Annotated in this window: 14 protein-coding genes; 10 read left to right on the top strand and 4 right to left on the bottom strand. The window is 44.9% G+C overall.

Annotated elements, in window-relative coordinates:
* Positions 1 to 127: 127 nt before the first annotated feature.
* Together RAM70_RS22685 and RAM70_RS22680 are read right to left on the bottom strand one after the other, a co-directional pair.
* Positions 128 to 448 (bottom strand): hypothetical protein, encoded by a 321-nt coding sequence (locus RAM70_RS22685; RefSeq protein ID WP_045360491.1) that lies wholly within the window; start codon positions 446 to 448, stop codon positions 128 to 130.
* Between the two features lie 230 nt (positions 449 to 678).
* The gene (locus RAM70_RS22680) at positions 679 to 1,485 is read right to left on the bottom strand and encodes a TlyA family RNA methyltransferase (protein ID WP_312675738.1); all 807 of its coding nucleotides are present in this window, start codon (positions 1,483 to 1,485) and stop codon (positions 679 to 681) included.
* Between the two features lie 140 nt (positions 1,486 to 1,625).
* On the opposite strand from RAM70_RS22680, the gene RAM70_RS22675 reads away from it, so the two are divergent.
* The 10 genes from RAM70_RS22675 to RAM70_RS22630 all read left to right on the top strand — a co-directional run bounded on the left by RAM70_RS22675 (position 1,626) and on the right by RAM70_RS22630 (position 11,539).
* Positions 1,626 to 1,847 carry a hypothetical protein gene (locus tag RAM70_RS22675; RefSeq protein WP_002736250.1) on the top strand — a complete coding sequence of 74 codons (222 nt, stop codon included), beginning with the start codon at positions 1,626 to 1,628 and terminating at the stop codon, positions 1,845 to 1,847.
* A 113-nt stretch (positions 1,848 to 1,960) separates the two neighbouring features.
* Positions 1,961 to 2,962, top strand: coding sequence for a circadian clock protein LdpA (ldpA, locus tag RAM70_RS22670; RefSeq protein ID WP_045360496.1), 1,002 nt, complete (start codon positions 1,961 to 1,963; stop codon positions 2,960 to 2,962).
* Positions 2,963 to 3,079: 117 nt separating this feature from the next.
* Positions 3,080 to 4,825, top strand: coding sequence for a R3H domain-containing nucleic acid-binding protein (locus RAM70_RS22665; protein WP_409799516.1), 1,746 nt, complete (start codon positions 3,080 to 3,082; stop codon positions 4,823 to 4,825).
* Positions 4,826 to 4,836: 11 nt separating this feature from the next.
* Entirely contained in the window at positions 4,837 to 6,264 is a 1,428-nt protein-coding gene (locus RAM70_RS22660; protein WP_190381117.1) for a hypothetical protein, read from the top strand.
* A 77-nt stretch (positions 6,265 to 6,341) separates the two neighbouring features.
* Entirely contained in the window at positions 6,342 to 7,157 is an 816-nt protein-coding gene (locus RAM70_RS22655) for a Cof-type HAD-IIB family hydrolase (protein ID WP_312675729.1), read from the top strand.
* A gap of 79 nt (positions 7,158 to 7,236) precedes the next feature.
* Positions 7,237 to 7,971: a dienelactone hydrolase family protein gene (locus tag RAM70_RS22650; protein WP_312675728.1), complete on the top strand. Its 735-nt coding sequence runs from the start codon at positions 7,237 to 7,239 to the stop codon at positions 7,969 to 7,971.
* A 96-nt stretch (positions 7,972 to 8,067) separates the two neighbouring features.
* On the top strand, positions 8,068 to 8,925 hold the full coding sequence (locus tag RAM70_RS22645; protein WP_312675966.1) for a S1 RNA-binding domain-containing protein: 858 nt from the start codon (positions 8,068 to 8,070) through the stop codon (positions 8,923 to 8,925).
* A gap of 187 nt (positions 8,926 to 9,112) precedes the next feature.
* Complete coding sequence (locus RAM70_RS22640) at positions 9,113 to 9,970, top strand: DUF6671 family protein (RefSeq protein ID WP_312675727.1); 858 nt, start codon at positions 9,113 to 9,115, stop codon at positions 9,968 to 9,970.
* A gap of 13 nt (positions 9,971 to 9,983) precedes the next feature.
* Complete coding sequence (locus tag RAM70_RS22635; RefSeq protein WP_194014561.1) at positions 9,984 to 10,643, top strand: class I SAM-dependent methyltransferase; 660 nt, start codon at positions 9,984 to 9,986, stop codon at positions 10,641 to 10,643.
* A 26-nt stretch (positions 10,644 to 10,669) separates the two neighbouring features.
* Positions 10,670 to 11,539 carry an NAD(P)-dependent oxidoreductase gene (locus RAM70_RS22630; RefSeq protein ID WP_045360510.1) on the top strand — a complete coding sequence of 290 codons (870 nt, stop codon included), beginning with the start codon at positions 10,670 to 10,672 and terminating at the stop codon, positions 11,537 to 11,539.
* Positions 11,540 to 11,979: 440 nt separating this feature from the next.
* On the opposite strand, the gene RAM70_RS22625 is transcribed toward RAM70_RS22630, so the two are convergent.
* Positions 11,980 to 12,330, bottom strand: coding sequence for a DUF760 domain-containing protein (locus RAM70_RS22625; RefSeq protein WP_002803308.1), 351 nt, complete (start codon positions 12,328 to 12,330; stop codon positions 11,980 to 11,982).
* Between the two features lie 136 nt (positions 12,331 to 12,466).
* Positions 12,467 to 12,985: an SMC-Scp complex subunit ScpB gene (gene scpB / locus RAM70_RS22620; protein ID WP_080754319.1), complete on the bottom strand. Its 519-nt coding sequence runs from the start codon at positions 12,983 to 12,985 to the stop codon at positions 12,467 to 12,469.
* Between the last annotated feature and the right edge of the window lie 35 nt (positions 12,986 to 13,020).

Genomic DNA, 13,020 nt, shown 5'->3' with positions numbered 1-13,020 from the left:
TCGTTTTTGTATGTAAGAATACTTGAAACTTCTCTACCTGACAAAGATTCGGTTTGACTCTCAGAAATGCTTTGTTTAATCCTTGTCGGGGAGAGAAAATTTCCGTCTTCATACCTTTATCCTCTTCCTACCCAACCCGATTTTTCAGTCTATTTTTTTCTCTCTTATCTTCTCTCGAAAACCCTATATATATGGGCGCACGGGTTCCCATTATACATAAAGTATAAAGCAAGTCTCGCCATTTGTCAAGGGTTTTGAGAAAAAAAATCGGGCCGATTTTATAATCACCGTAACAACAATTCCTATCGTAGGGATAATTCCGTAGGGATAATTCCGTAGGGATAATTCCGTAGGGATAATTCCGTAGGGATAATTCCGTAGGGATGATTCCGTAGGGATAATTCCGTAGGGATGATTCCGTAGGGATAATATCGTAGGGATAATTCATGAATTATCCCTACGATATTATGTGAAAATTTCCGTCTTCATACCTTTATCCTCTTCCTACCCAACCCGATTTTTCAGTCTATTTTTTTCTCTCTTATCTTCGCTGAAAAACCATATATATATGGGCGCACGGATTCCCATTATACATAAAGTATAAAGCAAGTCTCGCCATTTGTCAAGGGTTTTCTGAAAATCTCCCCCTCTCCCCACTTCCTTGAGAAAATACCGGGGTTAAAACTGTTCGATCGCTGCTTGGGTGATTTCTGCGATCGCTGCTAAACTGGGACTAACTTGGCCGGTATCGGTGGACAACCAGAGAAGATACTCGACGTTACCCGCAGGTCCGGTAATGGGAGACCAAGTTAAACCCCGATAGAACCATCCTAAGACTGCGGCGGCCTGTAAAACCTGAAAAATTGCCACTGCTTGGTCTTGGTAGTCGCGAACTACCCCTTTTTTGCCGACTTTTTCCCGTCCCACCTCAAATTGGGGTTTGACCAATAAAATCGCCTCTCGCGGTGGATTTAATAGCGTCCACAGGGTCGGTAAAACTTTGGTCAGAGAAATAAAAGACAGATCCATGACCGCTAAATCGGCGGGTTTTTCTGGTCCGTATAACTTTTCCGGGGTTAAATAGCGAAAATTAGTTCTTTCTAGTAAAATAACCCGTTCATGCTGCCGTAAACTCCACGCTACTTGTCCATAACCCACATCAACCCCATAAACCCGTTTTGCCCCTTTTTGCAAGAGACAATCGGTAAATCCCCCCGTGGAAATGCCTCCATCTAAACAAATGCGATCGCAGACATCAATGGCAAATAATTCTAAGGCCTTGGCTAATTTTTCGCCCCCCCTTGACAAATAGGGCAGTTTCTGCTTAACCTCGATCGCCGCTTCTGGATCGATTTCTGTGGCCGGTTTATCGATGATTTGATGATTGACTTTCACTTCTCCAGCGCGAATTAATCGCTGTGCCTGTTGACGGGAATCACAGAGATTTTTGGCTACTAATAATAAATCTAATCTTTGTTTCGGCAAGGAAGGCCTCCCAATAATCAGCGCCTAATTCTAAAAAATACCTTATTTTTCCGCCAGCAATCCCAGAAAGAAGATTATAAGTAGGGAGAGGGGGTAAGCGAAACCCATCAGCTAAATTTTCGCTGCCATCCCGATATTTTATGGATAAAGATACTCGATTCGCCATTTTAGTCATTGGCATCCCCTTTCTAGGACTAGCTTACTGTGGCTTGATTTTTGCCGTGATGATTTATTGGGTCTGGGCCCGGGAACATCCCGTAACCATGGCCACTTTTTTTGTCCTTGCTCCTTCTTTGATTTCTGGCTCTATTTGGCTGTTAGCTTCCTATAAAGCCCGTCAAAAGCAGCGTTTGGGTTTATAGTTCAATGTAGAGGCCGATGGCATTCGTCCAAAAAGAATCAATAATCAGTCTTTAGTCAGAATCAGAGCAGCACAGGGCTGACATTTAGGGGCTGGGCGCGATAGGATGAAAAAGTGCTAGATAAAAACTCCCCTCCCTTACAGTCCTTAGTTGCGGGTCACTGGTTCAAGCTCATCTGTGGAGCTAGTTACCAGGATTTGCCCACGATTCGCAACCTCGCATTGACCTATACTATCGCCGGGGCCGATTGTATTGATGTGGCCGCCGACCGAGCCGTGATCCTTGCGGCCAAAGAAGGCATCGAAACCGCCGCCAAAATCGCCGGACTCGCTCCCAATCGACGACCTTGGTTGATGGTCAGTCTCAATGACGGGGAAGATCCCCACTTTCGGAAAGCTGTCTTTAACCCGCAACTCTGTCCGGTCGATTGTCCCCGTCCCTGCGAAAAAATCTGTCCCGCTTATGCTATTGATGGGGGGGGAGTGATTGAACAGCGCTGTTATGGTTGCGGTCGCTGCTTACCCGTTTGTCCCCCGCAAATAATTGAGACAAAATCCCGTGTCTGTCAACCCGCAGAAATTATCCCCTTAATTATCGAAATGGGAGTCGATGCGATCGAAATTCATACCCAAGTCGGTCACGGAGAGGAATTTGCTCGACTCTGGCAAGCGATCGCACCTCTAACTAAAAACTTAAAAATCTTGGCTATAAGTTGCCAAGATCATGAATATATCATTGATTACCTCCACTATCTGCGAGAAACTATTTCACCCCTAAGCTGTCCTCTGATTTGGCAGACTGACGGCCGACCGATGAGCGGCGATATCGGCAAAGGAACCACCCACCCGGCCATTAATATGGCCAAAAAAGTCCTTTCCAGCAATCTAGCCGGATTTGTGCAGTTAGCCGGGGGAACCAATGACCATACCGTGACCAAATTACAGCAACTGGGACTGAGAAAAAAAATCGCTGGTATTGCATCTGGAAGTTACGCCCGTTCATTGATTTTGCCAATTTTAGAGCATTTAGACCAGCTTAACCTTGAAAATGACCCCCAAGCCTACCAAGAAGCCCTTAAAGCCGCTTCTATGGGGGTTGCTCAATTAAAAGCCTAGCCTTGGTCAAAAAACTATAATATTTTTTTAATTGACAACTAACCCATAAATGTGTTAGACCCCAAGAAAATCTTGGAAATAAAAACGGCCAATTATCGCCAAAACCCTTTACTATTAATGCCAGAAACCCTACCCTCCTCTCGGATGCCAGTGACCGACGATTTAAACAAACTCTTGGCAATTCTACCCGCTCGGATTCGCGGCAAGATCGAGGAACACCCGCGGCAGCATCAACTGATCGAAGTAGTTATGGATTTGGGACGCATACCAGAAGCGCGTTTTCCCGATGGGGCGATCGATCTGGGGGACGAACCGATCTCAAAAGAAGAAATCCAGTATTCGATCGCCAGGGTGGGCAGTTTTAGCGGCGATAATCGCGCTGGGATTGAACGCACCCTGCACCGCATCAGTGCCATTCGCAATCGAGACGGCGAAATTATCGGTTTAACCTGTCGTATCGGTCGGGCCGTTTTCGGTACGATCACCCTAATTAACGACCTAGTGGAAACGGGTAAATCCCTACTGCTGCTCGGTCGTCCGGGGGTGGGGAAAACCACCGCTCTCCGGGAAATAGCCCGAGTTTTAGCCGACGATCTCAATAAACGGGTAGTGATTATCGACACCTCCAACGAAATCGCGGGGGATGGAGATATTCCCCATCCGGCTATCGGTCGCGCTCGTCGGATGCAGGTGGCCCGTCCGGAATTGCAGCATCAAGTCATGATCGAAGCGGTGGAAAACCATATGCCGGAGGTGATCGTGATTGATGAGATCGGTACGGAATTAGAAGCTCTGGCCGCTCGCACGATCGCCGAACGCGGGGTGCAGTTAGTGGGAACCGCCCACGGCAATCAACTGGAAAATTTAATTAAAAACCCGACTTTATCGGATTTAGTCGGGGGAATTCAGGCAGTAACTCTCGGGGACGAAGAAGCGCGCCGCCGGGGTTCTCAGAAGACCGTTTTAGAACGGAAAGCACCGCCCACCTTTGACATTGCCATCGAAATGTTGGAACGTCAGCGCTGGGTCATCCACGAGGACGTATCTACTACTATCGACCAACTGCTGCGGGGACGGGAAGCAATTGCCCAAATCCGTTGGGTGGACGAGGAGGGAAAAGTACAGGTCGCTCAGGAAGAACCAAAACCGGAAAACCTCACCCCTTTGCGCGGCAATTATCTGCCAGAAATGGATAAACCCAAGGGATGGCGGGCCGATGGCCGGATGACTCCCGTGGCCCGTTTCCCTGCGGGCCCTCTCAACCGGGAAAACGATTTTGATCGCCTCCTCGAACAATCCTGGCTGCAGGAAGAACCGGAAACGGAAAAAGTCCGCGTTCCCGGTCCCAATGGCGAAGATTGGCCGGTTTATGTCTATCCCTACGGAGTCAGTCGCGCCCCGATCGAACAGGTAGTACAGGCCCTAGATTTGCCGATCGTTTTGACCAAAGATTTACAGGGGGCCGATGCGGTGCTGGCCCTGCGTTCCCACGTTAAAAATCAGTCAAAATTGCGGCAAATTGCCAAAGTAAGACAAATCCCTATACACGGCATCAAATCCAATACCCTGCCCCAAATTTCTCGGGGTTTAAAGCGGATTTTGGGCATTGATGACCCGATGAATCAGGAGGGTGCCGACCTGCGTTTATTTGCCCGCAGCGGTAGTGATGACGAGATCGAAGCTTTGGAGGAGGCCCGGTTAGCGGTGGAACAAATCGTTATTCCTACCGGCCAACCGGTGGAGTTACTGCCGCGATCGGCGAAAGTGCGGAAAATGCAACACGAATTAGTGGAACATTACCGTCTCCAATCCGATAGCTTCGGAGAGGAACCGAATCGCCGTATTCGCATCTATCCAGCTTAGGAGTCAGGAATTTGCAGCGACGCACTCTCATCATTCTAGGTACGGGGGCGGCGATCGGTGCGGCGGCCGTCCGGATTATCCATCGTCCCGAATCGGCGGCGGAATTGCGCGCCAAAATGCCCCTAGCTGAAAGAATTAAGCTCTGTCTCGATCTGGCTAAGATGAAACTAGCCACTACGATCGATTATCTCGATCGTTATGCCCGTCGGAGAATTCTCTATCCCTATCTTACCCATCCAGAGCCATCGGGTTTTAACTTCTTCAATTGGCTACGGAGGGGGAATAGTCCCACCCCCGGCACTTGGAAGTTAGAAAAGGCCAATTTTTGGGCAGCTGGAGCTTTTGCTGCTTTGTTATGGAAAATGGCTGACTTGGAATCAAACCATATTGATGCGGGATTTTGGGCGGCTGCGGCGAAAAAATGGAGCGATCCCTTAAAAGAAGCGAGTTTGAAGAACAAAGACATCGCTCTCAATAACGTACTGGTGTTTGCTCCTTGGTTTCAGTCAGGACAGGGGCAGGAAAAACAGACAGCTTTAGATATCACTTTACAGGGAGCCAGACAACTAGCGCAACCTTTTCAGGATGGTAAAGGGAGTTATCACACCGATATCGGTACTTTTGGCTGGTTACGCAAGGCCGATCGCACCGATCAGCAAGAACATTGGCACGTTTTTATGGATCATACGGTCAATATAGAACAGCTGCTCTGGCCAAGTCTCCACAATCCTGACCCCAAGGAAGCAAAAGATTGGCAAGAAAAGGCCCTTTCCCACATCCGCACCATTAGCCGCACTTTTGGGGCTAACCGTCGCCCGGGTAAAACGGGAACTTGGCAAAGAGGGTATTTTGATCAAAATGTCAACTCTCCCACCTATACAAATTTCTTATTTAATGAAGGAAAACAGGGCTGGCGCGATGATAGCACTTGGTCCCGGGGTCAAGCTTGGTTTATTTATGCTGCCACGACGGCCTATATTTACACTGGCGATCCGGAAATGTTAACCATTGCCAAGGATGCCATTAATTATTATCTGGAAAATTTGCCTGATCGCTGGCCCGGTGGACAAAGACGCGCCGGAGATTTTATCCCCCCCTGGGACTTTGATTATGCCTTGCAAAAAAATGCCGCTACGGAAAAGGATTCTTCGGCAGCTGCGATCGCAGTAGCGGGTATGATTCGCTTATTAAAAGCTTTGCCCAGCAGTGATCCTAGTTATGGAACCTATCGAGAGGCGATCGATAATATTCTCTTGAATCTGACTTCTTTTGAGTATTTTCCCGACGCAACCGCCCCAGAGATGAGTCTATTGCGCCATGGCTGTTATCATCATCCCGCAGCGATTCGACCCAGCCAAATCTATGATACGGGTTTAATTTGGGGAGACTTCTTTTTTATCAATGCTTTGGCTGAATACCAAGATTTACCCAATACTTAACAGACCACTTAATTCTTGCTCTTTTTGATGGGGGAAGTGGCAAACTGTTAACTGTTACCGTTGAATGGGAAAAGACTGTGGATATTCGCTTAATCGTTGTCGATGTGGATGGAACGATCGCCGGTGATAACAATCAGGTTAATCCGGCTGTGGTGCAAGCTGTCTCGGCCGTCCAAAAAAAGGGAATTCCCGTCGCTATTGGCACTGGCAGGATGTACCGTTCGGCTTTACGCTTTCATCAACGCCTTAAATCGAGTTTACCTTTAATTGCTTACAATGGCGCTTGGATTCAAGACCCTGTTTCCCAAGTTCACCATCGACATACTCCCATTTCCCCCGACTTAGCACTCGATCTTTTAGATTATCTCGAACAACCCCAATGGAAGGAGAAAATCTCCCTTAATTTTTATATGGACGATGTGCTTTATGTGCGGCAATTAAACGCGGAAACGGAATTCTATCGGCAGCGATCGGGTATTATTGCCGAAGCAGTGGGAGATTTACGCAAAGTTGCCCACAAAACCACTAAAATTCTCGCCATGGGGGAAGATAAGCAATTTATCGCCGAGATTTGGCAGCATTTACAGCAACGCTATCAAAATCAAGATTTATACTTTACCCAATCGAGTCCGACTTTTTTTGAAGTTACCCACGTTGAGGCTACCAAGGGAAGCGCCACCCAATTTTTGGCCGAAGATATCCTAGGATTACAACCGCAAAACGTCATGGCGATCGGTGATAATTTTAATGATGTTTCTATGCTCACCTACGCGGGTGTCGGTGTCGCCATGGGTAATGCTCCCCAAGCTGTTAAGGATCAAGCTGATTGGGTTGCCCCCAGTGTAGACTTAAATGGGGTGGCCGCGGCCTTGGCAAAGTTTGTTTTAATTTGATTTAGGAGTCGGTCGTCGGGAAAATTTTGACTTTTTACTTTAAAACCAAAAAACCAATCCGCTTTTCATCGAGAAAATTATGACTATTAATACGCAAACTGTTACGATTCCTAACAAAGATATTGACATAGATGCCTATTTAGCCATTCCCGATCGAGTGGGAATTTATCCAGCAATTATCGTGATTCAGGAAATATTTGGCGTAAACGACCATATTCGCGATGTCACGCGCAGAATCGCCCAAGAAGGCTATATAGCGATCGCTCCTGCCATTTATCAGCGATTCGCTCCGGGTTTTGAAACGGGGTACAGTATGGCAGATATCGAAATCGGTCGTCAGTACAAAGAACAAACCAAAGCAGCCGAATTAATCAGCGATATCCAAGCCACCATCGATTATCTTTATAGTTTGCCACAGGTGCAAAAAACCGGTGTCGGCACGATCGGTTTTTGTTTTGGTGGTCATGTGGTTTATCTTGTCTCCACTCTAGAGGATATCAAAGTTACTGCCTCTTTTTACGGTGCGGGAATCACCACGGGAACCCCAGGCGGTGGCCAAGCGACAGTGAAGGTGACTCCCCAAATCAAGGGGACAATCTACGCATTTTTCGGGATGTTAGATACCAGTATTCCTCAAAAGCAAGTGGATGAGATAGAAAACGCATTAACCCGTTATCAGATTCCTCATCGAGTTTTCCGCTATGAAAACGCCGACCATGGCTTTTTCTGCGACCAAAGAGCTAGTTATAATGCTAAGGCGGCCAAATCTGCCTGGAATCATGTGCTAGAGTTATTTAGCCTTCTTAAATCTTAATGGTCTGACTCCTTAAGCTTCAGCTTACACTGGAAGCAGTTCGAAATCACATTTGTAACCATTCTATTTATCATGACACCGAACCCAGCTTTTTCCATGGACGATTTTGCCAAAGCTCTTGATCAATACGATTATCAATTTGAAAAAGGGCAGATCGTGCGCGGGAGAGTCGATCAACACACCTCCGATGGAGCATACATCGATATTGGCGGCAAATCCTCCGCTTTTATTTCTTTAAGGGAAATTTCCCTGGAAAATGTTACTTCCATTACCGAAGCTTTACCCATAGGTGCAGAATTCGATTTTCTGATTACCCGTGGACAGGATGCAGAAGGACAAGTAACCCTGTCTCTGCGGCAATTATTACTGCAAAAAGCTTGGGAAAATGTCAGGGAAATCTCTGAAAGTGGCAAGTCGGTGCAGCTGCGCGTCACGGGGGTGAATAAGGGGGGAGTGACGGGGGAGGTGGAAGGATTAAAAGGATTTATCCCTCGCTCCCATTTAATCGAAAAAAATGATTTAGATTCCCTGATCGGACAACTTTTAACCGCAACTTTTATTCAAATCGACCAAGAAAATAATAAATTAGTTTTATCTCAACGAGAAATTGCTCGCGCTAACGCTATCAGTCAATTAGCTGTGGGTAAATTATTAAGTGGCACCGTGGTTAAATTACAACCCTACGGTGTTTTTGTCGATTGCGGTGGAGTGACGGGATTACTCCATGCTAAACAGGTGACGGGAGCCTCTTTTAATTCTCCCATGACTTTCTTTAAAGTTGGTCAAGCAATTCAAGTGGTAGTCGCGGAAATTGACGAATATAAAAATCGCATTTCCCTATCCACAAAAATCCTCGAAGCGCACCCCGGCGAAATTCTCGAAAACTTTGCAGAAGTCATGGAAACAGCAGCAGAAAGATTACAACAAGCTCAGGGAAAAACCCCAGAAACTTAGTGTAGGGTGGGTTAGGCGACAATAACTTAGATATTTTACCACCTATTTAGTATTCGCCGTAACCCACCATCAGTTATCAGTTATCAGTTATCAGTTATCAGATGTGAGTTTTAAGTGGACAGTCTTAAGTAGGAAATTGCCGTTTTCTTTTCGCTGATTGCTGTTTTTTACTTTTTCCTTGATCAAGATGTTTCAAGAAAAGATGTTTCAAGATCGGATAGCAATTTTAGGGACTATGCACGGAAAAGAGCGGGTGATTGCACCGATTTTAGCGCAAGAAATAGGCCTTAAGGTGATTGTACCCGATAATTTTGATACCGATCGCTTTGGCACTTTTACCCGGGATATTAAGCGCATCGGGACACAAATTGAAACCGCTCGCAGCAAGGCACAAGAAGCGATCGATCTGTCGGGATACGATATTGGAATTGCTAGTGAGGGTAGTTTTTATTCCCATCCCAACTTGCCGCTAGTTTCCTGTAATCGTGAATTGATTTTATTGCTCGATCGAGTCCATAATCTAGAAATAATTGGTCAAGCAATAGTCACGGAAACTAATCACGCTCACCAAACTGTCACTAATCTAGCAGCTGCTTTAGAATTTGCCGAAAAAATCGGGTTTCCTAGTCATGGTTTAGTGGTGATGTTTGATAAAAATTCTCTCGACTCTGAGCATATTTTTAAGGGAATTACTGACCAGAAAAATTTAGTTAAAATTGTTGAAGATATTCTTGACAAAAACGGCAAAGTACACCTAGAAACCGATATGCGCGCTATGCACAATCCCACGCGGATGAAAGCAATTGTTGCCGCGACAGCAAATCTTGTTCAAAAACTTAATCAATTATGTCCTAATTGTGGTTGTCCGGGGTTTGATATTATCGAAAGAAAAGCGGGTTTACCCTGTGGTTTATGTCACTTTCCCACCTCTTTAATTAAACTGGAACTATACGGTTGTCAAAGGTGTGATTATCGAGAGGAAAAACTCTTTCCCAACGGTCAAAAAACTGCCGATCCAATGTATTGTGAATATTGTAATCCTTAAAGATAGCTTTTCTATGGAAAGAATTTTAGAACCAGAAGTAATGGATGATCGGGAAGAAGCGATCGAATATGATGCCATGGACTTCACCGAAGTTAATACTAATTTCGCTAAAGAAGCTGTACAATTGGCCGGTATTAATGCTAGGGTATTAGATGTGGGAACCGGTACTGCACGCATTCCGATTATGATCAGTCAACTACGTCCCCAATGGCAAATTATCGCTATTGATCTGGCCGATTCTATGTTAGAAATTGGTCAAAAAAATATCCTTAATGCTAACTGTCAAGAAAAGATCAAATTGGAAAAAGTTGATGGAAAAACCCTTCCCTACCAATCCGAGCAATTTGATTTAGTTATTTCTAATAGTTTAATCCACCATCTCGAAAATCCTCTGCCTTTTTTACGCGAAATTAAGCGAGTTTTAAAACCGAATGGGGGCATTTTTTTAAGAGATTTATTCCGTCCTGATTCCGAGGAAATAATCCAGGGGATGGTGAGGGAAATCGATCCTAATTTTTCTCCCCGACAAGCGCAACTATTTCAAGACTCGCTGCGAGCGGCTTTTACCCTAGCAGAAATTGCCGATTTAATCCAGCAGTCGGGATTAAAAAATATTAAAATTTATCAGTCTTCTAATCGTCATTGGACAGCCATAAAAACAAGTAAAAACTAATCACTAAATCAGGAAAAAAGCGAGTTATGAAAGTTGGATTTTTGGGAACAGGATTAATGGGAACGCCGATGGTAGAAAGATTATTAAATCAGAAAATTCCTGTTATTGCCTATAATCGCACCTTAGAAAAATTAGCACCTTTACAGCAGTTGGGAGCCAAAACAGTTAGCTCTCCTGAGCAAGTCATTCAAGAGGCAGATTGTCTGATTTTAATGTTAACTAATGCCGCCGCTATCCAAGAGGTTTTAGGATTAAATTCCGAGCAATCCAACTTCAATAATCGTACTATTATTCAGATGGGAACCATTGCCCCTTCTGAAAGTAAACAACTGCGAGATCAAATTGTGGCTAAAGGGGGAGAATATCTAGAAGCACCCGTGTTAGGAAGTATTCCCGAAGCTAAAAATGGGACTCTCTTAGTTATGGTGGGAGCAACGGAGAAACAGTTCCATCAATGGTCAAATTTATTAGCAAATTTTGGACAAGAACCGATGTTAATCGGGGAAGTGGGAACCGCTGCGGCGTTAAAATTAGCTTTAAATCAATTAATTGCCGCTCTAACCAGTGCTTTTGCTTTGAGTTTAGCTTTTTTATCCCAGCAAGGAGTAGATATAGAAAAGTTCATGACTATCCTGCGTCAAAGTGCCTTATATGCGCCTACTTTTGACAAAAAATTAACTAGAATGTTAGAAGAAAATTATGCTAACCCTAATTTTCCCACTAAACATTTACTGAAAGATGTTAATCTCTTTTTAGAGGAATCGGAGAAGTTAGATTTAACCACTTTTCCCCTAACAGGAGTACAGCGCCTTCTTGAAAAAGCTTTAGAAATGGGATTCGCAGAGGACGATTATTCAGCTTTATATGAGGCACTGAAAAAAGAATTAAGTAGGTAGGCGTTAAAAATTATCAGACACCCCCCTTATCAAGGGTAGGGTTGATTCATGAATCAACCCTACCTTATCAAGGGGGGATCAAGGGGGGATTAAAGGCAAAATCCATTTTTAATTTAATTATAACCAGCTACTTATAAACCGCTTACCCACATCAAAAAGACTCTTGGTTTGTCTAGTCGGACAACTGATAGAAGAAAAACCGATAAAAGGCTTTAAATTTTCCTTAAGCTTTGTTGAGGTGGCCAAAAGAGGGGGTTAGAGTGGGAAGTGATGGAATTTTGGGCATATTCTCCTATGACGCTGACTGAATTTGGATTATTAGCGGGTTTACTTGTCCCCGGTATCCTGCTCTCGATTTTGGTGATGGTGAGTTTTGCCAAAGGGGGCTAAAAACCGATAGAGACACCGATGAAAGTGTCTCTATCTTTTTGGGGTGAAGATTAATCTATTTTTGGTTTTTTGCCCAATTTAATTGATTCTGTAGCTAACAAAATTGATTCTAAATGATGGCGCTTCTCCACTTGACCGAGGAAATAACCTGTCATCATCGCTGAAGCGAGAAGATTAGCCAAATTCTCGCGGTCGGTGGTAATTTGTACCGCAAAATCCTCTGAGGGCAACATTCCCACCAATCCCTTGACGTTTTGCGAGATAATATCTTTAATTTCGCTACTGACCGATTGGGCTATTCTCTCAAGGGTTTCAGGATGCTGCTGCTGGAGATACTGCATCAGACAGTTATCGTTTTGTTCTTCGGTTTCCCAGGGAAAAAAATCAGGATTAAAAGTCATCAGAACTCCCACGCTGTAGTGGTTATTGGCTCTAGGTTAACAAATCGCTCTTCTTGATTGCCTGAAGTCCCCCCTATCTTCTTCAAGTTTAGCTCAGTGATCAGAAACATTCACCCCTAATATACCCTCTCTCTCCTTATTCCTGATCGGTAGCTTCCAGAATACCCTGTTCCCTAAGATTGTCAACCTCGAAATATTGATGAAATTTATCGGTTACTTCTAACCAGTAGGATCTACCTTCGTTTTGCTTGCGTTTTCTCACAAATCCTCGTTCTACCAAGTCCTGAACCTGTTGATAGGCCGTACTGCCCCGTAAATTAATTAAATCCGCTTGCAAAATCGGTCCTTTGAGCGCAATCGCTGCTAAAGTGCGGAGGGTTCCTGTGCCTAATTCGGCCGGGATCAGGTCTTCGATCAAATTCTGATAAGCTGACCGCAATTGTAAACTATAACCGAGGGGGGTTTCCACCACTTCCAAGGCACTATCCCGGTGAGCATAATCGGACATTAACTCGATCATGGCATCTTCCACCGTCAAGCGATCGCTGTTGGTTAATCTCACCATCTCGGTTAAGGGGACAGGCTGCCCTTTTAGGTAAAGTATTGCTTCTAGACGGGTAGCTAGTCTGATCTCCTGGTGGGCTTCCGCTCTCAATCTCGACTACCTAAGTTTAGACAATGATTTAATAT

It is taken from the genome of Microcystis wesenbergii NRERC-220 (genome assembly GCF_032027425.1).
GTDB classification, from domain to species: Bacteria; Cyanobacteriota; Cyanobacteriia; order Cyanobacteriales; family Microcystaceae; genus Microcystis; species Microcystis wesenbergii_A.
This window is presented reverse-complemented; position numbering and strand designations above follow the sequence as displayed.